This is a genomic window from Arthrobacter sp. MYb213 (assembly GCF_002979915.1).
Classification (GTDB): domain Bacteria; phylum Actinomycetota; class Actinomycetes; order Actinomycetales; family Micrococcaceae; genus Glutamicibacter.
This window is the reverse complement of the sequence record NZ_PCQA01000001.1, coordinates 445,588-470,171: the sequence shown is the minus strand read 5'-3', so window position 1 is coordinate 470,171 and position 24,584 is coordinate 445,588. Positions and strand designations below refer to the sequence as shown.

The 24,584-nt window shown below is 54.6% G+C and carries 23 protein-coding genes; 16 read left to right on the top strand and 7 right to left on the bottom strand.

The window, feature by feature from the left end; genetic code table 11:
- Nucleotides 1–23: 23 nt before the first annotated feature.
- Nucleotides 24–932, bottom strand: coding sequence for a proteasome assembly chaperone family protein (locus CQ011_RS02225; protein ID WP_105674222.1), 909 nt, complete (start codon nucleotides 930–932; stop codon nucleotides 24–26).
- 83 nt (nucleotides 933–1,015) lie between these two features.
- Here CQ011_RS02225 and CQ011_RS02220 point away from each other — a divergent pair, with 83 nt between their 5' ends.
- From CQ011_RS02220 to CQ011_RS02145, 16 genes are all read left to right on the top strand, one after another.
- Entirely contained in the window at nucleotides 1,016–1,729 is a 714-nt protein-coding gene (locus CQ011_RS02220; protein ID WP_105674220.1) for an HAD family hydrolase, read from the top strand.
- Nucleotides 1,726–2,853, top strand: a complete 1,128-nt coding sequence (locus tag CQ011_RS02215; RefSeq protein WP_105674218.1) for a site-2 protease family protein — start codon at nucleotides 1,726–1,728, stop codon at nucleotides 2,851–2,853. The genes CQ011_RS02220 and CQ011_RS02215 overlap by 4 nt, the downstream gene beginning before the upstream one ends.
- Nucleotides 2,854–2,879: 26 nt before the next feature.
- A complete protein-coding gene (locus CQ011_RS02210; RefSeq protein WP_219844170.1) occupies nucleotides 2,880–3,932 on the top strand; it encodes a tRNA (adenine-N1)-methyltransferase in 1,053 nt (350 codons plus the stop codon).
- A gap of 137 nt (nucleotides 3,933–4,069) precedes the next feature.
- Entirely contained in the window at nucleotides 4,070–5,752 is a 1,683-nt protein-coding gene (gene arc, locus CQ011_RS02205) for a proteasome ATPase (protein WP_286161050.1), read from the top strand.
- Nucleotides 5,749–7,368 (top strand): depupylase/deamidase Dop, encoded by a 1,620-nt coding sequence (gene dop, locus CQ011_RS02200; protein ID WP_105674214.1) that lies wholly within the window; start codon nucleotides 5,749–5,751, stop codon nucleotides 7,366–7,368. The genes arc and dop overlap by 4 nt, the downstream gene beginning before the upstream one ends.
- Nucleotides 7,369–7,428: 60 nt before the next feature.
- Nucleotides 7,429–7,614 carry a ubiquitin-like protein Pup gene (locus CQ011_RS02195; protein WP_096253966.1) on the top strand — a complete coding sequence of 62 codons (186 nt, stop codon included), beginning with the start codon at nucleotides 7,429–7,431 and terminating at the stop codon, nucleotides 7,612–7,614.
- Nucleotides 7,615–7,690: 76 nt separating this feature from the next.
- Entirely contained in the window at nucleotides 7,691–9,064 is a 1,374-nt protein-coding gene (gene pafA, locus CQ011_RS02190) for a Pup--protein ligase (RefSeq protein WP_105674212.1), read from the top strand.
- A gap of 118 nt (nucleotides 9,065–9,182) precedes the next feature.
- Nucleotides 9,183–10,115 (top strand): FKBP-type peptidyl-prolyl cis-trans isomerase, encoded by a 933-nt coding sequence (locus CQ011_RS02185; protein WP_105674210.1) that lies wholly within the window; start codon nucleotides 9,183–9,185, stop codon nucleotides 10,113–10,115.
- Nucleotides 10,116–10,131: 16 nt separating this feature from the next.
- The gene (locus tag CQ011_RS02180) at nucleotides 10,132–10,527 is read left to right on the top strand and encodes an FKBP-type peptidyl-prolyl cis-trans isomerase (protein WP_105674208.1); all 396 of its coding nucleotides are present in this window, start codon (nucleotides 10,132–10,134) and stop codon (nucleotides 10,525–10,527) included.
- Between the two features lie 99 nt (nucleotides 10,528–10,626).
- On the top strand, nucleotides 10,627–12,630 hold the full coding sequence (locus CQ011_RS02175; protein ID WP_105674206.1) for a helix-turn-helix transcriptional regulator: 2,004 nt from the start codon (nucleotides 10,627–10,629) through the stop codon (nucleotides 12,628–12,630).
- A gap of 3 nt (nucleotides 12,631–12,633) precedes the next feature.
- Entirely contained in the window at nucleotides 12,634–12,993 is a 360-nt protein-coding gene (locus tag CQ011_RS02170; RefSeq protein WP_105674204.1) for a hypothetical protein, read from the top strand.
- A 32-nt stretch (nucleotides 12,994–13,025) separates the two neighbouring features.
- A complete protein-coding gene (gene tatA / locus CQ011_RS02165; protein WP_105674202.1) occupies nucleotides 13,026–13,238 on the top strand; it encodes a Sec-independent protein translocase subunit TatA in 213 nt (70 codons plus the stop codon).
- Nucleotides 13,239–13,247: 9 nt separating this feature from the next.
- Nucleotides 13,248–14,099: a twin-arginine translocase subunit TatC gene (gene tatC / locus CQ011_RS02160; RefSeq protein ID WP_286161049.1), complete on the top strand. Its 852-nt coding sequence runs from the start codon at nucleotides 13,248–13,250 to the stop codon at nucleotides 14,097–14,099.
- A 60-nt stretch (nucleotides 14,100–14,159) separates the two neighbouring features.
- Complete coding sequence (locus CQ011_RS02155) at nucleotides 14,160–16,940, top strand: DEAD/DEAH box helicase (RefSeq protein WP_105674198.1); 2,781 nt, start codon at nucleotides 14,160–14,162, stop codon at nucleotides 16,938–16,940.
- 36 nt (nucleotides 16,941–16,976) lie between these two features.
- On the top strand, nucleotides 16,977–18,587 hold the full coding sequence (locus CQ011_RS02150; protein ID WP_105674196.1) for an amidohydrolase: 1,611 nt from the start codon (nucleotides 16,977–16,979) through the stop codon (nucleotides 18,585–18,587).
- 361 nt (nucleotides 18,588–18,948) lie between these two features.
- Complete coding sequence (locus CQ011_RS02145) at nucleotides 18,949–19,677, top strand: polyprenol monophosphomannose synthase (protein ID WP_096253956.1); 729 nt, start codon at nucleotides 18,949–18,951, stop codon at nucleotides 19,675–19,677.
- 82 nt (nucleotides 19,678–19,759) lie between these two features.
- Here CQ011_RS02145 and CQ011_RS02140 read toward each other — a convergent pair whose 3' ends face one another.
- The 6 genes from CQ011_RS02140 to zapE all read right to left on the bottom strand — a co-directional run bounded on the left by CQ011_RS02140 (nucleotide 19,760) and on the right by zapE (nucleotide 24,397).
- Nucleotides 19,760–20,107: an RNA polymerase-binding protein RbpA gene (locus tag CQ011_RS02140; protein WP_105674194.1), complete on the bottom strand. Its 348-nt coding sequence runs from the start codon at nucleotides 20,105–20,107 to the stop codon at nucleotides 19,760–19,762.
- A 176-nt stretch (nucleotides 20,108–20,283) separates the two neighbouring features.
- Nucleotides 20,284–21,213 (bottom strand): SPFH domain-containing protein, encoded by a 930-nt coding sequence (locus CQ011_RS02135; protein WP_286161048.1) that lies wholly within the window; start codon nucleotides 21,211–21,213, stop codon nucleotides 20,284–20,286.
- A 56-nt stretch (nucleotides 21,214–21,269) separates the two neighbouring features.
- Nucleotides 21,270–21,740 carry an NfeD family protein gene (locus CQ011_RS02130; RefSeq protein ID WP_105674192.1) on the bottom strand — a complete coding sequence of 157 codons (471 nt, stop codon included), beginning with the start codon at nucleotides 21,738–21,740 and terminating at the stop codon, nucleotides 21,270–21,272.
- Between the two features lie 103 nt (nucleotides 21,741–21,843).
- A complete protein-coding gene (locus CQ011_RS02125; RefSeq protein WP_105674190.1) occupies nucleotides 21,844–22,692 on the bottom strand; it encodes a putative RNA methyltransferase in 849 nt (282 codons plus the stop codon).
- Nucleotides 22,692–23,336, bottom strand: a complete 645-nt coding sequence (locus CQ011_RS02120; RefSeq protein ID WP_105674188.1) for a peptide deformylase — start codon at nucleotides 23,334–23,336, stop codon at nucleotides 22,692–22,694. The genes CQ011_RS02125 and CQ011_RS02120 overlap by 1 nt, the downstream gene beginning before the upstream one ends.
- Complete coding sequence (zapE, locus tag CQ011_RS02115; protein WP_105674186.1) at nucleotides 23,333–24,397, bottom strand: AFG1/ZapE family ATPase; 1,065 nt, start codon at nucleotides 24,395–24,397, stop codon at nucleotides 23,333–23,335. The genes CQ011_RS02120 and zapE overlap by 4 nt, the downstream gene beginning before the upstream one ends.
- Nucleotides 24,398–24,584: the final 187 nt, after the last annotated feature.

Below are 24,584 nucleotides of genomic sequence, written 5' to 3'. Positions count from 1 at the left end.
TGAGGATTTTTTGTACCCTCGGCTCAGATCTCAAAGTCCGGGCCTTGACCATCTCCTCGTGAGCGGCCGCGTCTTCGCAGGTATCGTTCAAATTCGCGGGCAATAGACTCGCCACTGGCCTCAGGTAATTCGCTGGCATCCGAGGCTCGTTCAAGTTGCTCCACATATTTTGAGACATCCGAATCCGCTGCCAATAGCTCATCGACCCCGCGTTTCCAGGCGATCGCGTCTTCACGCAACTTTTCTGAGGCCACAGTCATCGGAACCAGCTCCTCGAGCATTTCAACTAGGGCTAATTCCACCCGCGGGCTTGGCGCTTGGGCTACATAATGGGATAACTGAGCCCAGAGCGACATAGTAGGAATCCCATGCTTGTCGAATTCCGCGCTGAGTACTGAAGGAATCCCTGTCGGACCCTCATAGCGCGACGCGGAGATATTAAAGAACTCCTGCAGCTTAGGATGATCGCTGTTCAGCACCGTAGGCACCGGCCTGGTGTGCGGCACATCAGCCAACAGGGCACCGACGGAAAGTACCACGTGAACATTGTGGGTTTGCGCCGACCGTACGACCTGCGCACAAAAGGATTGCCACTTAAACGTGGGCTCCACGCCCACAACAATGAGCAGATCTGCTGGGGCTTGTTCGAGGTTGATGCGATAAACATTGGTGACCGGCCAGTCGATCACACGTCCGGTATCGGTGAGCCGAGAATGCGGGCGAGTGAACTGGTAGTCGTAGTAATCATCCGAGCCCACGGTGGCTACATGTTCGGGCGAGGAGCTACTCAAAATGCGTCGAACCGCATCACTAGCGGCCGAGCCAGCATCATTCCAGCCCTCAAACGCCGAAATTAAGATGGTGGGACGCATCTCATGTTCGGTTTGCCCAACGAAGCCATTCAGCGTTGGTGCTTGGTATTCCTCGCTCATCACAAACCTCTTTCCTGCCACTTCACCGACCCAAGGTATCCACCGAAGCGGTTTAGCCCCACTCTTCCATCTAGAATGGAGTCATGCCAAGCACCAGATCAGCGTTCGATACAAAAGTTTCATCCCACGGCCCGCAAGCGGTGCTGTGGGATATGGATGGGACCCTCATCGACACCGAACCCTATTGGATCAATGCCGAGATGGAACTCGTCAAATCCCATGGTGGTAGCTGGAGTGAGGAACAAGCATTTAACCTCGTCGGACAAGCGTTGCCTAATGGTGCCAAGATCCTTCAGGAAGCCGGAGTTGATCTCAGTATCCGCGAAATCATTGACCACTTATCAGACAAGGTCATTGCCGGGTTGAGCCAGGAAGTACCGTGGCGCCCCGGGGCTTTAGAACTACTCACTGCCGTCCACGCCGCGGGTATTCCTCAAGCGTTGGTCACGATGAGTGAACGCAGCATCGTGGACAAGCTAATGGAAGCACTGCCCGAAGGTATCTTCACCGTCAGCGTTACCGGTGAGGAAGTCACCCACGGCAAACCAGACCCCGAACCCTACCGACGCGGACTCACCTTATTGAGTGAAAAGTTGGGTCGAGATTTTGAAGCCGCCCGCTGCATTGGCTTCGAGGATTCAAAACCCGGGATTCATTCCGCCTCGGCCGCCGAGCTACACGCGGTATTAGTTCCTAACGCCACCGACCCCGGAGTGGGGAACTGGCGCCGGATCACGTCGCTAGTTGATGTGGAAGTAGAAACCATGACCGATTGGTTGGTGCAGGTTAACGCGTGAGCGAAGTAACTGAAAAGGCCCCAGGACTGAAGCTGGGGCGCATCGGCGGAGTACCGGTGTACCTGTCTAGCTCGTGGTTCATTATTACCGCGGTCATCACCGTGGCCATTGGCATGCAATTATCAAATAACGCGTTGATCCCACCGGTTGTCGCGTACCTCTTGGGGTTTGCCTGCGCCGTAGTGATTGCCCTAGCCGTGCTGGTACACGAGGTAGCGCACGCGCTCACCGCGCGTGCCTTCAAATGGCCAGATGCCCACATTGTGCTCACCCTGATGGGCGGACACACACAGTTCGGTTCCTTCAAAGCTAAGCCTGGAGCCTCTTTGGCTGTGGCGATGGCCGGTCCGTTATCGAACTTTGTCCTCGCCGGCCTAGCCTGGCTGGCCATGCAAATTCCAAGCCTCGGGTTGTACCCGGGACTGCTGCTGAATTTCTTCGTCTACGCGAACCTGCTACTTGGTGCGTTTAATGCACTGCCAGGGCTTCCGCTAGACGGCGGGCGCCTCGTTGAATCTGCGGTGTGGAAACTCACCGGATCACAGTTTAAAGGCACCATCGCCGCTTCCTGGGTGGGCCGCATTATCGTCATCGGTGTGGTCTTCTGGTTTGCGGTGCTTCCATATTTCAAGGGCCAACAGCCGCAGCTGATCACCATGGTGGTTGGCGTGATGGTGGCAGTCTTCATGTGGCAGGCCACAACGCAGTTGATCAATCACGCAAAAATGATGCTGAACCTGCCCAAGGTCATTGCCGGGGATCTGATGTCACCGGCCAGCGCAATGATGTCCGTGGCCACAGTAGCTGACGTGCACACCCGCAAACGTAACCGTGGGGGATCGATCATTTTGATTGACCCGCAAGGCATGCCGTGCGGAGTGGTGGACGAACAAGCGCTGAGCCGGGTAGCTCCTGAGGCGGCTGCCGAGGTGTCCGCCTTGGCCGTTTCGCGGGCTTTGGGTCGCGGAGCCGTGGTCGCTGCTGACGCCGATGGAAGGCAACTGATCGATTACCTGGCCAGTGTGGCTAGCGCAGAGTACGCGGTCATTGATGCCCGGGGTGCCGTGGTCGGGTTATTGCACCAACGCAAGATTATTTCGGCCGTCACCGGCCGCAAAGCCTAAAAAGTTCTACAACAAAGGAAAACTCAGTGAGTGCTCAGAACACCGCAGCGCCGCATGGCGCGAATGCCCGTCGTGGCCCGTTCCGCGTCGGCGACCGTGTCCAGCTGACCGACGAAAAGCGTCGCATCAACACCATCACCCTTGAAGCCGGCGGAGAGTTCCACACGCATCAGGGCGTGCTGAGCCATGATCTGATCATCGGTACCTCCGAAGGTTCGGTAGTGGAAAACGTTGAAGGCGTGCGCTATCAGATGCTGCGTCCGCTGGCGAAGGACTTTGTTCTGTCCATGCCTCGAGGTGCTGCAGTGGTATACCCCAAGGATGCCGCCCAAATTATTCAGTTTGGCGATATTTTCCCCGGCGCACGAGTAGTTGAGGCCGGTGTGGGGTCCGGAGCGCTGTCGATTTCACTGCTGCGTGCGGTAGGCGACCAGGGATACCTGCACTCCTATGAGCGTCGTGAAGAGTTCGCAGATATTGCCCGTGGCAATATCGCTACCGTATTTGGTGGCGAGCACCCTGCCTGGAACCTTTCAATTGGTGACTTCCAAGAGAAGGTACTGGAAATTGAGGAGCCCGGCAGCGTAGACCGCGTAGTGCTCGATATGCTCTCTCCGTGGGAATGCCTAGACGCGGTAGCTACGGTGTTGGCACCTGGCGGAGTGTGGACGAACTACGTCGCCACGGTGACCCAAATGTCCCGCGTGGTGGAAGCAATTCGCGCCTCGGGCCAGTTTACCGAGCCCGATTGCTTTGAAACCATGGTGCGCGGTTGGCATGTTGACGGCTTAGCGGTTCGCCCGGATCACCGTATGGTGGCGCACACGGCGTTCCTGATCACCACCCGCCGATTGGCCGACGCCCAGGAGGGCATCCCGAAAGCCAAGCGGATGAAAGAGCACGGCTACTCTGCCGAGGATCTGAACGCGTGGACCCGCGAACACGACGCCGAGCAGTGGACCGAATCCGCACTCGGAGAACGTGGTATTTCGCCTAAGAAACTTCGCCGTGCAGCCAAGGACGCCAACCGTCCGAATCGTGTCCGCGAAGGTGACAACGTCTCGGATACCGAGAACTAACGTTTCAATATGTGAACTAAAGCCCTGGGAAATTCATTCCCGGGGCTTTAGCTTCCTAAGATGGAATCAGAGTGCCGCGCAAGGTAGTCACCTCTGGTGGGTACGCGAGGAGAACTGCAAAGGTTGGGAGAATAACCGTGAGCGAAAACAACGAGGCGCAACGCGTCGCCGAGCGTCTTCAGGTAACCGAACGTCAGGTCAACCTGCTTCGCGATAAAAATCGCAACCTAGACAAGCAGTTAGCCGGAATCAGTGGCAATAATCAGCGCCTGGTGTCCTTGTTAGAGCAGACTCGCGAACAAATTATCAACCTCAAATCTGCGCTTGAAAAAGACGGTGATACGCCATTTAGCTGCGGAACCATCGTCGCTAAACACCCGCGTAAACATCCGGAACCAGGCACCGGAATCGAAACCACCGCGGTACAGGCCGTCGACGTGATTTACTCCGGACGAAAAATGCGTGTATCCATTAGTCCGTTGCTGGATTTCGACAAATTCCATATTGGCCAGCAGGTGCTGCTCAATGAGGCGCTCGTTGTTGTGGCAGGCCTAGGCTATGAACAAACTGGCGACTTGGTGACGATCAAGGAAATCCTGGATCACCACCAAGCGGTAGTGATGACCCGAGGCGATGACCAGCGAGTCATTGAATTTGCCGAGCCACTGCGCAGGGAACACCTGCGCGTGGGAGATCAGCTAACGATCGATTCGCGGACCGGATTAGCGATCAACCGGGTACAGCTCACTGACATGCAGTCGCTAGTTCTCGAAGAAGTACCGGATATCGATTACTCGGATATCGGCGGATTGAACTCTCAAATTGAAGCTATCCAAGATTCGGTCGAACTGCCCTTCGCACACCCAGAGCTTTACCGAGAACACGGACTGAGCGCCCCTAAAGGCATTCTGCTTTACGGTCCTCCGGGCTGCGGCAAAACCTTGATAGCTAAGGCCGTGGCAAATTCACTGGCTCAGCGTGCAGCGGCACGCAACGGTAATACCCAATCCAGAAGTTACTTCCTGAACATCAAGGGCCCGGAACTGCTGGACAAGTACGTCGGTGAGACCGAACGTCATATTCGCCTGATCTTCGCACGAGCCCGCGAAAAAGCGTTGCATGGCGACCCAGTCGTGGTGTTCTTCGACGAGATGGAATCGCTCTTCCGAACGCGTGGCACAGGCGTTTCTTCCGACGTTGAAACGACCATAGTGCCACAGCTGCTTGCCGAAATTGATGGTGTGGAGCGCTTGGATAACGTCATCGTCATTGGTGCCTCAAACCGAGAAGACATGATTGACCCGGCCATTTTGCGTCCTGGACGTTTGGACGTGAAGATCAAAATTCGCCGCCCAGATGCTGTGGGCGCCGCAGAAATTTTTGATAAGTATCTGACCACAGACCTACCCCTGCATGAGGAGGAAGTCACCGCCGATGGGGGAGAGCGCCAAAAGACCGTCGCAAGAATGATCAGCGGCACAGTGGAAGCGATGTATTCCACCGAACGGATCAACGAATTCTTGGAAGTCACTTACGTCAACGGTCAAGTAGAGGTGCTCTACTTTAAGGACTTCGCCTCCGGGGCGGTCATTCACAATGTGGTGGACCGAGCAAAAAAACATGCGATTAAGTCGTTGATCACCACCGGTGAACGTGGACTGAAAATGGAATATCTGTTGCGTGCAGTGCGCGAAGAATTCGCCGAGCACGAAGATATGCCAAACACCACCAATCCCGATGATTGGGCGCGTATTTCCGGACGCAAGGGCGAACGAATCAGCCATATCCGTTCGCTAGTTAATCAGAAGGGCAGCAAATGAGTGCTCGTCGACTAGTGGGCCTAGAAACCGAGTACGGAATCATTCGGCCGTCCATGCCCAAGGCGAACTCCACGGTGCTCTCCGCTCAAATTGTGGACGGATACGCGCAATTAGTACGTGACACCGACACCGCGACCCGCGCCGCGCGCTGGGATTATGCTGATGAGACTCCGCTCAATGATGCTCGGGGTCATTCGGTGTCCCGCGAGGAAGCACACCCGAGTCAACTCACCGATTCTGAACCCACCCTAGAAGCCGAAAATCAGGTCTGGACCGCCGAATCAATTGCCTTGGATGGAAATGACGCGCGCGTTGGTGCCACGTTGTATCAGGAAAATGATGCCACCGACGTAGTCATGAATATGGTGCTCGGTAACGGTGCCCGACTCTATGTTGATCATGCGCATCCGGAATACTCCAGTCCGGAAGTGACCAGTCCGCGTGACGCGGTGCTCTGGGATCAAGCAGGTGATCAGGTAATGCGCCGGGCCGCAGCCTCGGCTGCCAGTTTGGGCGGTGGTGAACTGCTGTTATACAAGAACAACACCGACAATAAGTCGGTGTCTTACGGGTCGCATGAAAACTACTTGATCCCGCGTGATGTGGAGTTCTCCCGGTTAGTTGACGGGTTGACCGCATTTTTTGTTACCCGACAGATTTTTTGTGGGGCCGGACGAGTGGGCCGCGGAATGCTTGGGCGCGGAGCCGAATTCCAAATCTCTCAGCGTGCCGATTTTTTTGAGGCGGAAGTTGGCCTGGAAACCACGGTCAACCGTCCGATCATCAATACTCGGGACGAGCCGCACGCCAACTGGGATAAGTACCGCCGGTTACATGTGATCATCGGTGATGCAAACCTAGGTCAGATCTCCACCCTGTTAAGGGTTGGCACCACAAACTTGGTGCTCAGCCTGATCGAAGCGGGAATGTCGCCAAAGCTTGAGTTGGCAGATCCGGTATCCGCCCTTCAACAGATCAGTCACGACCCCACCCTGCAAACCACCGTGCCCCTTCGCGGCGGGCGCCGAATGACCGCTATCGAGATCCAGCGCAGCTATCTGGAAGCGGCTGAAACCTATTGTGCCCAGCGCGAGCTTACCGATCCCGACACCAGTGAAATTCTTAACCGCTGGCGTGCCATCTTGGACACCCTGGAACAAGATCCAATGCAGGCGGCAGGCCAAGTCGACTGGGTAGCCAAATATTCGCTGATGAAGTCATTTACCGAACGCCACGGTGTGGGGCTTGATGATCCGCGCATTGCGCTGATGGACTTGCAATGGGCCGACCTGCGTCTGGATAAAGGATTGTATTATCGGATGGCCGCGCGCGGCCTGATGGAAACCATCTTCAGCCAGGAAGAAATCAATGCGGCGGTGGATAACCCACCTCACGACACCCGTGCCTACCTGCGAGGAATGACGCTGCAACGCTATGCACCCTATGTGGTGGCTGCTAACTGGGATGCACTGTCATTCTCGGTCCCGGGCGCAAGGAAAATCAGCCGATTCCACATGCCCGAACCGTTAGCAGGTAGTCGTGCGCAGGTGGGCGAACTCTTTGATGCGCAACTAGAAATCAATGAGTTCATTGATCAGTTGGCACGGCATCGCTAAACAGCGCAGAATGAGAACTAGGCGTGCATTACCTGCCGCCAAAGATTTGAGGAGCAAAAAATGACTCAGGAAAACTTCTCGGCTCGCCGTGAAAACCAAGCCCAGCCAGTAGAAACCGAACAGGTACAGGTAAATACCACCGGTACCAGTGCCGGCGTTGATGATTTATTGGATGAGATCGATTCAGTACTTGAATCGAATGCCGAAGAATTCGTGCGTGGTTTCATTCAAAAGGGTGGCCAGTAACCTAGTTGCAGTCACGGGCATGACCAACATGTTGCTGGTGAACTCTGGCAACACCAATGAGGGGAAGTAATTTCCGGTGGATCGCAGGATTTTCGGTTTAGAGACCGAATTTGGACTGAACTATGTGCCATCTGATGGGCGACGACTCACTCCAGAAGACGCAGCCCGGCATCTTTTTCGGCCAGTTGTTGCGTGGGGACGTAGCTCCAATGTTTTCCTGAACAACGGTTCACGGCTCTACCTCGATGTTGGGTCGCACCCCGAATACGCCACCGCGGAATGCGATCAGTTGTTGCAGCTGATCGCTCACGACCGCGCCGGTGAAACGGTGATGCTGGATCTGGTTGAACAAGCCGAAGAGCAGCTGCTCGAAGAAGGTCACGAAGGCCGATTGTTCTTGTTCAAGAACAACGTGGATTCCGCTGGCAATTCTTATGGATGTCACGAAAACTACTTGATCCCGCGCAAGGTCGAATTTAAGCGACTCGCGGATATGCTCATCCCGTTCCTAGTAACTCGTCAGCTGCTGTGCGGTGCCGGTCATCTGGTCCAGGTTGAAGATGAAACGAAGTTTGTCTTCTCCCAGCGCGCAGACCACATGTGGGAAGGTGTTTCCTCAGCGACCACACGGTCCCGTCCGATTATCAACACTCGTGACGAGCCGCATGCGGATGCCGAGTATCACCGTCGTCTGCACGTGATCGTGGGGGACTCCTCGATGAGTGAGACCACGCAACTGCTGAAGATCGGTGCAACCGATCTGGTTTTGCGACTGATTGAATCCGGGGAGATCTATCATGATCTGCGCCTGGAGAACCCGATTCGTTCAATTCGCAGTATCTCCCATGAATTTACCGGGCAAACCGTGGTGCGGTTGATGTCCGGAGATGAACCAACCGCCCTGCAGTTGCAGTGGAAAATCCTTGAGCTGGTCAAGGGATTTGTCGCTCGTCATGGTGCGCACCACGACCAGGTTGATCGGGTGCTTGAACTGTGGGAACGCGTGTTGGTTGCCGTTGAGAGCCAGAATTTCTCGTTAATCGACAAAGATATTGACTGGGCGATTAAGCATAAACTAATCACTGGTTACGCTGCGAAGAACAATCTGAGCCTAGATTCCCATCGCATTGCGCAGTTGAATTTGACCTACCATGACATTGACCCGACGCGTGGTCTGTTCCATTTACTGCGTCGGCGCGGACTTGCTAGCTCGGTTCTCGACCCGCAGGCAATTGCGGATGCAGTTGAAAATCCGCCAGCTACCACCCGCGCGGCGGTGCGCAGTAAATTCATCAGGGCCGCCAGAGAGACGGGTCGACGGTATTCCACCGACTGGGTTCATATGAAATATGAAGAAGGCGAAGGCGGGGTTGTCCTGTGTAAGGATCCCTTTGCCACCACAAATTCTGCGGTTGATGAGCTAATTGAAATGATGCGCCGCCCCGTATGACCAGCTGAAAACAAGTATTTACACAGTAAATACCCCTAAGCTAGATGCAGATCGTTGCGACCGGGTCCCGTCCCGGTGCGTGTAGTAGAACCATTAGTTCTTATCGGAAAGAAGATTCGTGCGAAAAGTTTTGGCAGTTTGCGTAACCGCGTCCGTATTGGCCCTGACCGCTTGTGGGTCAGGAACCACCTCACTAAGCAAAGTTGATGTAAAGCCGGCGGCTGACGAGCAGACCGCACCAGAGGTCAGCTTCGACGCCCCTTTGTTGACCGATAAAGAAGAAGCGGTCACCGTCGTTGAGGGTAATGGTGCGGACATCAAAGATGGCGACACTATCGACATTCAGTCGGGCCTCTACAAGACCATCGACGGTAAATTGACCAACGAGAATTTCACCGGTTCCACCACCCCGATGCCGGTCGATGAATCGCTTAAGACACAGATGCCGGCACTGTATGACACTCTGCTCAAGTCCCAGGTGGGCGACTGGATTGCTTACGCCGCCATCGATGGAGTGCAGCAGCCAGACGGAACCATGAAGGAACCAGAGGCTGGTTCCCGTGCCGAGCGCCTGATCGTCATCAAGATCGCTGATTCGGTCAGCGCCAGCAAGGCGTTGAGCCAGGACGAGGTCAAGAAGCTGAAGGACGAGGGCAAGCTACCTACCGTAAAGACCGGTAAGGGCGATCCAGCGATCAGCATCCCTAAGGACACTGAGGCTCCTGCAGGCCTAGCGGTTGATGTTCTTGAAGAAGGTACCGGACCGGCAACCACCGATACTTCCAGCGCCAGCGTTCACTACCACGGCGTGCGTTGGGAAGACGGCAAGAAGTTTGATGGCAACTTCGGCTCGGACAAGGGGTTCGAAATGAAGATGTCCGGCGGCGTCATCAAGGGATGGCTTGAAGGTCTTAAGGGCTTGAAGGAAGGCAGCAAGGTCTTGCTCAGCATTCCTGCCGATATGGCCTACGGCAAGAACCCGCAGCCGGGTCAGCCTGCAGGACCACTGGTCTTTTACGTAGAATTAGACAAGGTAACTACCAGCAAGTAACAGAAAGGCCATAAACATGTCTTTTGGAGAACGTAATTACGAGCGCACCAAGCCTGAAATTGATTTCCCAGGCACCGATGCACCTACCGAATTGGTCATCAATGATCTGATCGAGGGTGACGGCGCAGAAGTCACCCCGGGCACCACCGTGCAGGCTCATTACGTGGGCGTTTCATGGTCCACCGGCGAAGAGTTTGACTCTTCATGGGGCCGTGGCTCGACCCTCGACTTCCCAGTGGGCGTCGGCATGGTCATCCAGGGTTGGGACCAGGGACTGTTGGGAATGAAGGTTGGCGGACGCCGCCGCCTAGAGATTCCTTCCCACCTCGCCTATGGTGAGCAGGGTGCTCCTGGTGCTATCGCACCTAACGAGGCATTGATCTTCGTGGTTGACCTGATGGGCACCAAGTAAGACTTTGAAGAAGGCCCCAAGATTGCAATTTGGCAAATCTTGGGGCTTTCCTTGTCTTCAAAGTCATAGATCAGTGCGGAAGTTCGTTAGGGTAGGCACGTGAGCATAAAGCAGACTGACGGACCGAGCAAGGCCGAACGCCTAACAAGCCTCATCTACGCCTTGGCAACCACCGAACGACGGTTTAGTGCCGAGCGTATCGGTGACTACCTCAATCCAACAGGGAATACCGAAGCGCGTGACAAGGCCATCGAACGGCTTAAGGATGACATCCGCAACGAGTTCGGTCTGCGGCTGATCACCGAGGTTATTGACGATGTTCCTTATTACCGGATCGATACCAGCGACTGGTTCCTGCCGGCCATCGACTTCTCCGTGGCGGAATCTTCCATGATCGCCTTGGCCGCAAGTCTCTGGAAGGACTCCAAAGTCCAGGCTCTGGCCTTGAGTGCTGCCGCGCGGATTACCGGCAACCAGAGCAACAATGCCAGTATTGCCCCCTACACCGGAGCCATGCTGCCACGTCTCTCGGTGGATGATCCAAACTTTAAAGCGTGCGCACTTGCGGTCTTTAATAAGAAAACACTGAAGTTTGATTATGAAGATGCCCAAGGAAATATCACTAAACGTGTTGTGGATATGTGGGGGATCGGACAGCGCTTCGGCAATTGGTACTTCACCGGGTGGGATCATAACCGCCAGGCCCAACGCGTGTTCCGGCTGAACCGGCTGCAAGGTCACTTCACCATTCAGGTACGGCGTGAGGGTGCTTCCAACACCGGATACCGCCCGCGTCCGCAAGATTTTTCAATGACCGAAGTGCTCCAAGATTTTGATCTGCGAAATCCTGGTCACCTAGCAGTCGTAGAACTGCTCGATGACTCGGCAACGCCTTTGCGCGCTCAAGCTATCAACGGTACTCGTGGCTCATCCACCCTGAATATTGGTTACGCAGACCAACACTCATTCGCCGCAGAATTGGCCAGTTTTGGCCCTGCAGTCAAGGTCCTGCAGCCGAGCGAATTGGCGTTACAGGTGGCTAAAACCCTCAAAGACGCCCGGGCAGCACAGCACGATATTCCACAGCTTCCAGCGCTCAAAGACGTCAAGTTCAAGCCACATCGCGCCCTAGGACGTAGCTCGACGGCCCAACAGGTCATGCGTAATATCGACATGATCCAATATGTTGTTGCCCAGGGTTCGGTGACGATTGGCGAACTTTGTGAACGTTATTCGATGACCCAAGCCAAAGTTCGCGATGAACTGGCAATGATCATGATGTGTGGAGTGCCCAATGGGCAACACGATGAACTGATCAACGTCAATGATGGAGACCTCGACTCGGATGAAGTCACCATCACCAACGCCGCGTTCCTTGCCGAACCGCAAAAGCTTGCTCCCTTGGAAGCAGTGGCAGTGCTCGGTGGCCTGAACGCTTTAGACAGCATCCCGGCCTTTGAACACCGCGAGGTCTTGCGCAGCGCGCTACAAAAAATCAATGCGGCCGTGGCACGGTTTGATGGTTGGAACGGGGCGCTCGGTTTTGCGCTGACCCAGGTACGTGAGCACGACACTCCTGCCCAGCTAATTCAGGCGCTACGGGGCAATGTAGTGGCAGACATAGATTACTACTCGGCGAAATCCCAGACTCATCAACGACGTGAGATTGAACCGATTAGGCTGATCGAGGACGGGCCCGTGCAGTACTTACGTGCGTGGTGCCGCAAGCGAGAAGCCATCCTTACCTTCCGCGTGGACCGTGTTCTCGACGTGAAACTCACCGAGGAAACATTTGTTCTTGGCGAACGTCATCAGGACAATGAGAATCTTGATTTCAGCTATTCGGCAAACAGTGATGATCTAGAAGTTGAATTTTACGTAGCTGCCGAAGCCGTGGCGGTTATTGAGGCTTTCAACCCGATAGCATGGTCTCAATCCAAGGTTGAATCAGGTCACTTAGCAAAAGTTCGACTTTCCGACCACCTGGTGGCTGCTCCATGGGTTGCTCGCCACGGCGGTAAGATTGTTGTTGTCGGTCCTGACGCTACACGCGAACGCGTGGAGAAATGGTTGGACGACGCTATCAGAATGTATGAGGATTGATAGATGCTTCCTTGGTGGTTTTGGGTTCTCTTATGGACCGTGCTGATTCTCGCGACACTGCTCTTGGCGGTGCTTGCAGGGTTCCGTCTGTTCCGTCGAGCCATGTCCGTGCTCGACAGCGCCTCTGATGCGGCGGACCATATCAGCGGGGAATTTGCCAAACCTGGAACGGTGGTGGCTTATGAACCGGTGGTTCGACGTTACCCGCACGGAACCGATGCGACACATGGAGATCGGGAAGAAATTTCCGAGTTACGCCACCTTGGTAAGGCTGAGCGAATTGAGGCACGTCGGGTCAAACGTGTGGCCCGTCGCAGTAATAGGGGACAGGCGCAAAACATGCGCGATCTGAATCTGTTCTGACGTAGACTTAAGTTTGAGAGAAGGGAAATCACATGGGTGGTTTACAGGGATGGCACTTGGTCATCATTATTGTTTTGGCACTGCTGCTTTTCGGTGCGCCGAAGCTTCCAGGGCTGGCACGCTCGATGGGCCAGTCGCTACGTATTTTTAAGTCTGAGGTTCGTCAGATGAAAGACGACGACAAGCCTGAAACTGTTGACGGTACCGTCAACGAGCCTAATCCCAATGAAAAGAACAACTCGTAGACCTCTTCAGTGGTAAATAGCAAAGATAAAGAACCGCGCACTAAAAAGAAGTCGCGGTCTAAAGACGCCGAGGGGCGGATGTCCCTCAAATCTCACCTGATTGAGGCTCGTAACCGACTCTTTAAGTCGTTGATCGCCCTAGTGATAGGCACCGTAGGCGGGTTCTTCCTCTACGACGAGCTCTTGGCGTTGCTCATCGAACCGGTACGTGCCGCAGGTGGGTCGATCACCTATACCTCCGTGATGTCACCTTTTGACATCATGCTTAAGGTAGCCATTTTTGTTGGTGTGGTCGCTTCGTCTCCGGTCTGGATCTATCAAATCTGGGCATTCATCATTCCGGGATTGAAAAAGAAGGAACGCCGGCTCAGCTACTCCTTCGCTGCGGTAGCCGCACCGCTCTTCCTCTTTGGCATAGCTATGGCGTACTTCGTGTTGCCCTTTGCTTTGCAATTCTTCGTGAGCCTTGCTGCGGCAAACTCCGAAACACTCTTCACCATCGACACCTACCTGCCCTTTATCTTCCGCCTGCTGCTCGCCTTCGGCCTAGCCATGTTGGTACCAGTACTGATGGTCGGGCTAAACATGGTTGGTGTGCTGCCTTCTAAGGTGATTCTCAAAAATTGGCGCATCACGGTGTTCATCATCGCCTTGGTGGCAGCCATGGCAGCTCCAGGTGGCGACGCAATCACCATGTTCGCCCTCGCAGGCCCGCTCTTCCTCACCTTCGCGGCAGCCACACTGTTCTGCTATATCAACGATAAAAAACGCGCCAAGAAACAGGCGGAACAAGACGCTGCCAACGAAAACATGGCAGCCGGGTCAGCCTCCTCGATCGATACCCCTAGCACCGAGGTCTAGCGCCCCTCTAAATATGTGTTTCGGAACGGCAACCCCGTTCCAGAAAGTGAACGGCCGATAGTGACTTCACCCGCGGAACGATACGCGAATTCCAAGGCGCGACAGGTCGAGAGCGGCACCTATTTGCCTGACTTCCGCGCCAGCATGTCGTTTAGTCTCGACGAGTTCCAGTCCCAAGCCTGCCAATCAGTGGCAAAGGGACATAGTGTCCTCGTAGCGGCACCTACCGGAGCCGGTAAAACCGTTGTAGGCGAATTCGCCATTTACCAAGCAATCCAGGAGAACCGTAAGGCCTTCTACACGACGCCAATTAAAGCGTTGAGTAATCAGAAGTACTCCGAATTGGTTAAACGCTACGGAGCGGAAACGGTGGGTCTACTCACCGGCGATACCTCGATCAACAGCGAGGCGCAGGTGGTCGTGATGACCACCGAGGTGCTACGTAATATGCTCTACGCCGATTCAAGAACCCTTGACGGCCTGGGCTACGTGATCATGGATGAGGTGCACTATCTGGCCGATAAGTTCCGCGGTGCAGTCTGGGAAGAAGTCATCATCCATCTTCCGTCCAACGTGCAGACCATATCGCTCTCAGCCACCGTATCGAACGCCGAAGAGTTTGGTGGATGGCTAGATACTGTCCGCGGACAAACCGACATCGTCGTCTCTGAGCATCGCCCGGTGCCACTTTTCCAACATGTCATGGTTGGCCCGCAGCTCGTTGATTTGTTTTCCGAAGACGTCGCTTTCGAGCAAGCCGCCGATGAAGACGCCAAAATCAGTGTGAATCCAGAACTGCGCAAACTCGTGCGCGGGCACCGCCCGGCTGGGCGCCCACACCGAGGCGGGAGAGGACCACAACGTGGTCGAGCCCAGGGTCCAGGCCAAAGCCTGCGAGTGAGCCGCCGCGATGTCATTTCGCGGTTGGAAAAAGCCGAACTTCTCCCCGCAATTTTCTTTATCTTTTCGCGTAAGGGCTGCGATATGGCGGTCCAGCAGTGCGCCATGGCAGACTTGCGGCTGACGACCAACGAAGAAGCAGGCCAGATCGCCGAGGTACTCGATGAGCTGGCCCACCGGATCCCCAGTGAAGACCTCGACGTCTTAGAATTCTGGTCTTGGCGTGACGGTTTAGTACGTGGTTTTGCTAGTCACCATGCTGGCCTGTTGCCAATCTTTAAAGAAATCGTGGAAGATCTATTTGCACGAAATCTGATCAAGGTGGTTTTTGCTACCGAGACCCTCGCCTTGGGTGTCAACATGCCAGCGCGCTCTGTGGTGCTTGAAAAACTGGTGAAATTTAACGGCGAATCCCATGTGCAGATCACTTCGGGGGAGTACACCCAACTCACCGGGCGTGCCGGACGACGAGGAATCGACGTAGAGGGCCACTCCATAGTGCTGTGGAATCCGGATATTGAACCAGAGGCATTAGCCGGTCTGGCCTCGCGACGTACCTATCCGTTGAATTCGTCCTTCCGCCCGACCTACAACATGTCTACCAATCTGCTCGCTCAGTTTGGACGTGAGCAGACACGACAGATTCTTGAATCTTCCTTTGCGCAGTACCAAGCGGACCGCTCGGTAGTTGGCATGGCGCGTCAGGTTCGTTCGCGCGAAGAATCCCTGGCTGGATACGAAAAATCCATGGAATGCCACGTGGGGGACTTCCGCGAATACCTTCAACTACAGCGCAACATCTCCGAAGCGGAGAAACGCTCAGCAAAAGATCGCAAGACGTTGCGACGCTCGGCGGCTGAAACTTCATTGCAGTCAGTGATTCGCGGAGATGTTATCGACCTGCCCGGCGCGCGGCGCTTCGGACGTGGCGTGATCGTGGCATTGGACGAGTCGCTCTACAATCCCCGGCACACCGTGCTCACCGAAGAAGGTCAGCTGCGCCGAATTTCGGTGGAAGATCTGAATGGACCGCTGGAAATTGTTTCACGCATTCGCATCCCCAAGGGGTTCACCGGCAATAGCCCCAAGGAACGACGCGCGCTGGCAGCCTCCTTACGTGCTGCGATTGAGGAGCAGCGCCCACCTCGACAGGATGCACCGAGCTTTAATTTTGAGGGGGCGGACTCCTTCGAACGGGAGATCGCTACGCTGCGTGAAGCGATGAAAGAGCACCCTTGCCACGCCTGTTCTGACCGTGACGCACATATGCGCTGGGCCGATAGGTATTGGAAGCTTAAGAAAGATACGGATAAGGCCCGCCGAGCCATCCGTGGACGCACCAATACCATCGCCACAGAATTCGATAAAGTCTGTAAGGTGCTCGAGCTCTTTGAGTACCTAGTGCCGAGCAATGACGGGGAAGATTACGAGATTACCGACTCCGGCCGCCGACTGCGCCGGATCTATGGTGAACGTGATTTGCTCACCAGCCAGGTACTAGAAACCGGTAAACTTAACGGTCTTAATCCCGAAGAACTCTGCGCAGTGGTCGCGGCTCTGGTCTACCAGGGCCGGCGTGACTATGACCGTCCAGATCCTAAGATGCCGACGGTTCGTGTTGGCGATATTTGGACTCAGACAATAAATATCTGGGGCAAACTCTCGGACGCCGAAGAAGCTATGTCGCTGAACCAAACGGCGCCACCGGAAGCTGGCCTGATCTGGCCCATGTACAAGTGGTCCCGCGGATCCTCGCTGAACAGCTCACTGCGCGGTTCAGACATGGCCCCTGGAGATTTTGTGCGCTGGGCTAAGCAGGTCATTGACACCCTAGATCAATTTGGCAAGAACACGGACCTCCCGGTCCAGCTGGTGAAGTCCGCGCGCCAAGCAGTGGACCTCGTCAAGCGTGGCGTCGTCGCCTACTCCAACGTCCTCTGATCAACCGCAATGTTCAGAGAGTAAAGGAAATAACTCGTGGCAACTACCTTGTATCGCAATGGAACTATCTATTCGGCCGCTGACCCCTTCGCAACGGCGCTACTTATTGATTCGGATACCGTCGCGTGGCTTGGCGGTGAAGAAGCCGCCGAGCGATATGTAGAGAAGGCAGACGAGGTCATTGATCTTGCTGGTGCGTTGATTACCCCAGCATTCGTTGAATCGCACACGCACCTAGCCGCCTTGGGCCGAAACCTTGGGGGAGCGGACCTGGGTACAGCTTCTTCGAGCAGTCAATTGCTTGAACTGCTCTCGGCCCGGGCCAAAGGTGCAGAATCGGTCATCATTGCCCAGGGCTGGGATGAAACCACCTGGGTGGATTCGAGCCTGCCGAGCGAAACTGATTTGAGTTCAGCTGCCGGCGGCCGGCCGTATTACCTTGCACGCCGTGATGTACACAGTGCTCTGGTCAACCGTGAACTATTAGACCGCTTAGGTTTAGGTTCAGTTGCCTCCGGAGTGGTGCGCGGTGCTGAGCATGATCAGGTGCGCCAAGCACTGCTGGCCGAAGGTCCTGGGGTTGAAGAATTCCAGCGCGTGGCTTTAGAACACTACGCGGCTCGCGGTTTTGCGACTGTTGTGGAAATGGCAGCGCCACACCTTGAGGGCCGCGAAGCGTTGGACCAGTTACTAGCCGCTGATCAAGCGAACCTTCCTCAGGTGTATGCCTACTGGGGCGAGTTAGTTCAGGAAGAAGCCGCTGCGGAGGAACTAATTCGTTCCTTCCCCCAGGGCCGAGTACTTGGCTTGGGTGGAGATCTGTGCGTCGACGGTTCGATCGGTTCGCGCACGGCACTGCTCCGCGAAGATTATGCCGATGATGCCGGCAACCGCGGACTGGCTTACTTGAGCGTCGAAGAAATCACCGCGCATTTGGTCGCCTGCTCGAGCAAGGGAATCCAAGCAGCCTTCCATGTCATTGGGGATGCAGCGTTGGACTTGTTACTTGACGGATTTGATGGGGCAGCCGAACAGATTGGCGTCGCTAAATTGCAAGCTGCCCGGCACCGTTTAGAACATGCCGAGATGGTTGACGAGGCCACCCGTGCGCGCTTGCTGAGCTATTCGATTACTGTTTCCATGCAACCTGGCTTTGATGCCCTCTGGGGCGGGTCTGAAGGCATGTACGAGCAACGCTTGGGTGAACGCGCGGCAACGATGAACAATCTCTCCGCGATGCTCTCCAGCGGCGTTCCATTGGTTCTCGGTTCAGACGCTCCGGTGACCGAAGTCAACGGTTGGGCCGTGGTGCGCGCCGCCATGAGCATGAGCAATGAGGCCGGTCGAATTTCGGCTCGAGCCGGGTTTATGGGACAAACTCGTTCGACGTACCGCGCAATGGGGGAGATGAATCCCTTCGCTGGGCAGCTGCTGATTGGTGCTCCGGCAACGTTCGCGATCTGGAGTGCCTCCGAACTGGCCATCCAAACCCCCGATGAGCGGATTAGTTCGTGGAGTACCGATGCGCGAGCCGGAACGCCGATGCTGCCGGTGGTTGATCAGGAAATTCCTACCTGTTTGCGTACCGTACGTGCCGGTGTTCTGCTGTTCGATCAGCTGGATCAACTAAATGAGCCGACAGCGTAATCGTCCTTCTTGGAAGTTCTTCGTTATCACGAATCTAGCCTTTGACATGTAAATATTTGATGAAGATTGTAGTCATCTTATGGTTGACAGTCGGGGTGGGTAAACGGTTAGGCTGGGGGATAGCGCCTCATCGTGATGCAGTAGCATTGCGTTCGAAACGACGCAGTACGATCGCGATCCCCGGTGACATTAGATAACATTTCACGTTCTTCATAGATGTGAGATTGGGCCGAAGTCACCGGGGATTGCTGTGTCTGATGGTGCCGCCCGATTCATGGGTGTCTATAATTTAAGTTTGGCTTGACTCTCCACCGGTTCGCCGGATGGAACTTCTGTTGTATATCTAGAAAGGTGCCGCTGCGTGCGCGTCATTACGATCATTCCGACCTATAACGAATTGGAGTCGCTCCCGCTGACAGTGGGGCGTCTTCGCCAGGCCGTTCCGGATTCGGATGTTCTGATCGTGGACGATAACTCCCCGGACGGCACCGGTGAGCTCGCCGATAAGTTCGCAGCCGAGGACTCATCGATCCACGTTCTACACCGCACCGGCAAGGACGGGCTTGGCGCCGCGTACATTGCTGGTTTCCGCTGGGCGCTCGAGCGCGACTATGACGTCCTGGTAGAAATGGACGCCGACGGTTCACATATGCCAGAACAGCTCCCACGCTTGCTAGAAGCCAGCGCAGCAGGCGCTGACCTAGTTATTGGTTCGCGCTGGGTCAAGGGCGGCGAGGTCGTGAACTGGCCGCTGCACCGTAAGCTGATTTCCCGAGGTGGCAGCTTCTATGCTCGCACCATGCTCGGTTTGGGTTTGCGCGATATCACCGCAGGCTACCGCGCCTTCAAACGCTCCACCCTCGAAGCCATTGATTTTGATGCCGTAGAGTCACGCGGTTACGGTTTCCAGGTCGATATGACCTTCCGTGTAGCGATGCTGCGTAAGAAGATCGTAGAAGTTCCGGTGACCTTCGTAGAGCGCGAACTCGGTGATTCAAAGATGAGTGGAAACATCGTCTTTGAAGCTATGTGGAATGTGACCCGCTGGGGCATGAGCGCACGCTGGAAGAAACTGACCTCAAAGAAGTAACCTCTCCGAGGCGAAACAAAAGAGTGGTGGTTTCCAACCCTAGGGTTGGAAACCACCACTCTTTTTTCTAAAGCTTAGAAACCTAGACGGCCTCGCCGCGCGCAGTGCGCAGTTGGGTCAGACGGTCACCTAAGATTTTCTCAAGTTCTTCTACGCTACGACGTTCAAGCAGCATGTCCCAGTGGGTACGTACCGGCTTTTCGTTCGTTGCTTCAGGGGCTTTAGCTTCGCCGTGGACGAGCTTTGCCTCCGTGCCGTTCTTGGTGAGCCAAGTAGCAGGAATTTCGGCTTCGGCTGCAAAGATGATGAAAACACGTTCACCTGCTTCGGTACGGTACTCCACACGCTGACGGGCAGCCGGCTCCACACCTGCCTCAGATTCCATGCTCTGTGCACCCAGGCGCATTCCTCGTAGGCTGCGATCGCTCATGTTTTCCCTCCGCGATGTTAAAAAGAATTCGCTACAAACGTATCAACGATTGATGGCACAAGATAATTCCCAAGGAATAATTTGGACACCAAAACATCCATTATACGCGTCAATGGCGGGGTACGTCATGCGCACCCCGCCATCGAGCTGATGAGTTTCACCCTAAAGAGTGGAAATTAGATTCCCGAACCGCTTTGTGGTGGCTGAACCGAACCCGCGGCTGGGTTTTCGGTGTTGCTAAAAGCACTACCGATTCCCTTGAGCGCTTCGGTCAGTTCACTTGGAATAACCCATAAGGTGTTGCTCGTACCTTCGGCCAGCTTAGGCAAGGTCTGCAGGTACTGGTAAGCAAGCAATTCAGAATCCGGCTTACCGGCGTGAATTGCATCAAAGACCTTCTGGATCGCTTGTGCTTCACCATCAGCGCGCAAGATCGATGCCTGAGCATCACCTTCGGCCTTCAGGATGGAGGACTGGCGTGCGCCTTCTGCGGTCAAGATCGAGGACTGCTTAACGCCTTCTGCGGTCAAGATCGCTGCACGGCGATCTCGGTCGGCACGCATCTGCTTCTCCATCGAATCCTGGATCGATACCGGAGGATCGATGGCCTTCAGCTCGACTCGTGAAACACGAATGCCCCACTTGCCGGTAGCCTCATCCAAGACTCCGCGAAGCTGACCGTTGATCTGGTCGCGGCTAGTTAAAGCCTCTTCCAAGTTCAAGCCACCGACGACGTTACGAAGCGTCGTGGTGGTCAGCTGCTCGACTGCCTGAATGTAGTTAGCGATTTCGTAAGTTGCCGCGCGTGCTTCGGTGATCTGGAAGTAAATCACGGTATCGATCGAAACCACGAGGTTATCTTCGGTAATCACCGGCTGAGGTGGGAAGGAAACAACCTGCTCACGAAGATCGAGAAGTGGCAAAAGTCGATCCACAAATGGGATGAGGATCGTAAGCCCTGGGTTCAGGGTCTTGTTGTACTTGCCGAGGCGCTCCACAATGCCGGCTCGTGCTTGAGGCACGATTCGAACACTGCGCAACAGTGCGACGATCACGAAGATCGCCAGGACGACAAGTACGATGGTCAGGCCAAAGCCGTTTTCCATGGTGTGTACTCTCTTTCCTTGTGCGTAGTAATGAGGTAAAAAAGTCTTTGAATCTATTAGGACTCAGTAGGCGGCGCGGGATTCAAATATGCGGTAGCCCCTTGAATACGGCTTACCACCGCATAGGAACCTGGCGACATCGTCGCAGCATTAGCTTCAGCACGGGCGGTCCAGATTTCACCGGCGATCTTGGCGGAACCAGACAGGCGTGAGGTTGGCTCCAGAATCAGCGCGTCTTGGCCGATAAGCCGTTCAATATTCGTCCTAAAGCCTTCGGGCGATTTTTTTAGATGTTTGATGGCGATTGGCCGGACTAAGAAAATCATCAGAAGTGACAGCAGGCAAAAAATAACTACCTGCAGCCATACGGGTCCTTCAAGTAATGCGACGGCGACTCCGCCTAGGGAACCAACACCGAGCATGATGAAGTACAGATCTAACGAAATCATCTCAATGATGGCCAACAGCAGAAATAGCGCGAGCCAAATGACCCACGCGTTGCTGACAATCCATTCTGCCGTTGTCATGGCATCCACCTCTGTTCAAATGAGCAAGGGCCAATTGCGAGTGGCCTTTTCTCTATTCTGCCGTAAGACCTGAACAAAAGCGGTAGTCATTTTGGGGTATTTTCTAGCCCTTACGGACGAAAGTATGTACGCCAAAGGATGCGTTGACACTTTGCGCCCCGAGGGATTCAGTTTTAGCGCGTAGCGTTTCGGGGGAGAGATGGTGCCCAGCAGGACCCATGAATACAAGATTGAACAAGTCGTTGACGCTCAGTTCCATCGAGTACTTCAACTGACGGCTCTGCTGGTGCACGAGGTCATGAGCTGCAAATTTCTCGATCAGCGAGGATTCTTTGTTTTCCGCAATGCCGAGCATATCCAGTGGTTCGCGGACTTCTTGGAGGTGATCTGCCGCCGCGGTGACGACTATGCAGACACCATTAGCCCGTAGAACGCGATGAAACTCCTGCGGGTTATGCGGTGCAAAGCAGTTGAGTACTACATCGCGTGACTCATTGGCCGACGGTAGCCGGCGCCAAACGTCCCACACCATTGCCAGCGTATGAGGCACCTTCGCGGCTCGTCGCATGGCGTAGCGTGAAATATCTAGGGCGAGTGCATCAACTTTGGATCCGGGTAGGGACTCGATGATCATGTTCAGGTAGTAACCGGTGCCGGCGCCAGCGTCTAAGAGATCTACTGAATTATCTGGGTGATGTCCGCTGATAGATTCACTGAGTAATTCGGCCAGGGGTTCGTAGTGCCCTGCGTGCTGGAATTCTTCGCGGGCGAGAACCATTGGCCCGGTATCTTCGAGAAAGTTCGTTCCACGCCCGGTAAGGAAATTGAAATAGCCCTGTTTAGCAGCGTCAAAACGGTGTCCCTCAGGGCAGCTCAGGCTGCGCCGCGGCTGCATGGTGAGGCTGAGGCTCTGTTCGCAGACAGGACATTGAGCCGTGGTGCTAATGTCCATTAGAAGTTCAGGTCCTCTCGGGCTTGGGCAATTTCAAGGCCCGGGTAGCGATATAACTCATCCTGCCCAATCAGCGACCGAGTAATAGCCTTGTCGATATAGACGGTGCCAGCAAGGTGGTCTGTTTCGTGTTGGATGATCCGAGCTTGCCAGCCAGAAAACTCTAGGCTCAGTTTGTTTCCCTCATGGTCTTCAAAGTCGGCGACGATATCTGCCGGACGATTCACTACGGCTAGGAAATTATCGAAGGACAGGCAGCCTTCATAGAATGTCGCTTGTCGTTCGCTGACGGAACGATAGGTGGGATTGAAGATTTCGAGGTACTCCAACGGTGCTCGTTCTCGTAACTGCGCTACTTCTGGCTCCGTGGGATACAGATCCTCCAAAACAGCGATCTGTAGCGGAATTCCAATCTGTGGTGCCGCAAGCCCGACACCTGGCGCCGCGTACATGGTCGCTCGCATGACATCTAATAGTTCTTCAAGCAGTTCTTTGGGCAGCTGATCTGTATAGCGTTGCGCTTGCTGGCGAAGCACCGGATGACCCAGTTGGACGATCGGTACGACCTGATTCTCGGCCTGGGCCAGAATAGTCACGACGAGGTCGGTCAGGTCCTCGGAAGTTAGAGGCTGAGGTGAATTCACTTCATGATCCGATCAGTTGTATCAAAGGTGTGTGTTAATTGCGCCAACCTAGACTTCAGCCGTGCGCTCTCTGTGTCGTGTAATTGGTGCCCAAGAAATTCCAGCCGGTCCTGAGTGTATAAGTGAATTTCGATGTCCTTGTCATAGAAAACATCTATGAGATTAGCGAATCGGCGTTCCTGGTCCATTGGCATGTGTTCACTGGAGGGTATGGAAGTTATATGCCAACAGTTAAAACGAGAAGCTAGTTCAAGGTAGTCAGCGGTATTGCGTCGGGTACGGCATAGCTGACTAAACGATATTTCAATGCTCGTTCCGGAGAGCCGGACAGGGCCTATGTGGTCGTAGCCAATGGGGAGCTGTTCAGTGAAGTCTGTTTCATCAATGGGGGAGTATCCGGGGTTTAGCGTGCCCGATCGGTAGCCGTTAAGCCGCATTTGATCCGGCGTCTCTAGCATTCGGTAATCAACCGCTGCGTCTAGTTCAAATACTTCGAAGGACGACCGAATCTTCGTAATGGTCGGCTCGATCAGATGATGGAAATATTCGTCATCCAGTAATTTTTCTGGGGCATAATTTGACGTCGTGATGATGAAGATTCCATGCTCTTGGCAGTAATTCACCATCCTCGCCATAAACATTGCGTCCCCTGGTTCGACGCAGTGGAACTCATCAAAGAACAGAACCTTTAAACCCTGCAGTTCGCGGTGGAGGCCTTCGGTAAAGACTGATCCCAAGCTTTGGTCGTTGCTACGTTTGCTTGGATTATTGATCGCTTGAAAGAACTCATGAAAGTGAAAACGTGCGGTAGTCTGCTGATCTAAGTCCGCGCAGAGAGCATCTATTAGCATGGATTTTCCGCGGCCTGGCGGACCATAAATATACGTTCCACGCCGCTCTTGTTCACTAAGGTGTGCAAGATTTCGGGACAGTAAGCCTATGAGTTCGTTCTGGCGATCATCGAGTGTAAGTCCTTGTCGCTGAAGGTGGGAAACTACTCGGCGCCTACGCTTTGCGGCGCTACGGGCGCGCAACAGTCGAGAAGGCAATAGTGAAGGCATGTACAAATCTTCCCATTAGCAGGACTGACTGCCAATTCACTTGCCTATCCGCCGAGTAGATTGCTAATTGCTTTCTCAGCCAACGGCCTGTGAAAGCAGGGAAACCATCTTGAAAACACGCAGGTAGATCGAGAAACGTCTAAGTTGAAGTATCAAGTATTAAAGGGGGAGTAGTGCTAATTTCACC

Excerpts from the sequence above, each read along its gene's own strand:
- CQ011_RS02225 (WP_105674222.1), bottom strand. The coding sequence starts at position 932 with ATGAGCGAGGAATACCAAGCACCAACGCTGAATGGCTTCGTTGGGCAA.
- CQ011_RS02220 (WP_105674220.1), top strand. The coding sequence starts at position 1,016 with ATGCCAAGCACCAGATCAGCGTTCGATACAAAAGTTTCATCCCACGGC.
- dop (WP_105674214.1), top strand. The coding sequence starts at position 5,749 with ATGAGTGCTCGTCGACTAGTGGGCCTAGAAACCGAGTACGGAATCATT.
- CQ011_RS02195 (WP_096253966.1), top strand. The coding sequence starts at position 7,429 with ATGACTCAGGAAAACTTCTCGGCTCGCCGTGAAAACCAAGCCCAGCCA.
- CQ011_RS02180 (WP_105674208.1), top strand. The coding sequence starts at position 10,132 with ATGTCTTTTGGAGAACGTAATTACGAGCGCACCAAGCCTGAAATTGAT.
- CQ011_RS02170 (WP_105674204.1), top strand. The coding sequence starts at position 12,634 with ATGCTTCCTTGGTGGTTTTGGGTTCTCTTATGGACCGTGCTGATTCTC.
- tatA (WP_105674202.1), top strand. The coding sequence starts at position 13,026 with ATGGGTGGTTTACAGGGATGGCACTTGGTCATCATTATTGTTTTGGCA.
- CQ011_RS02140 (WP_105674194.1), bottom strand. The coding sequence starts at position 20,107 with ATGAGCGATCGCAGCCTACGAGGAATGCGCCTGGGTGCACAGAGCATG.
- CQ011_RS02135 (WP_286161048.1), bottom strand. The coding sequence starts at position 21,213 with ATGGAAAACGGCTTTGGCCTGACCATCGTACTTGTCGTCCTGGCGATC.
- CQ011_RS02130 (WP_105674192.1), bottom strand. The coding sequence starts at position 21,740 with ATGACAACGGCAGAATGGATTGTCAGCAACGCGTGGGTCATTTGGCTC.
- CQ011_RS02125 (WP_105674190.1), bottom strand. The coding sequence starts at position 22,692 with ATGGACATTAGCACCACGGCTCAATGTCCTGTCTGCGAACAGAGCCTC.
- zapE (WP_105674186.1), bottom strand. The coding sequence starts at position 24,397 with ATGCCTTCACTATTGCCTTCTCGACTGTTGCGCGCCCGTAGCGCCGCA.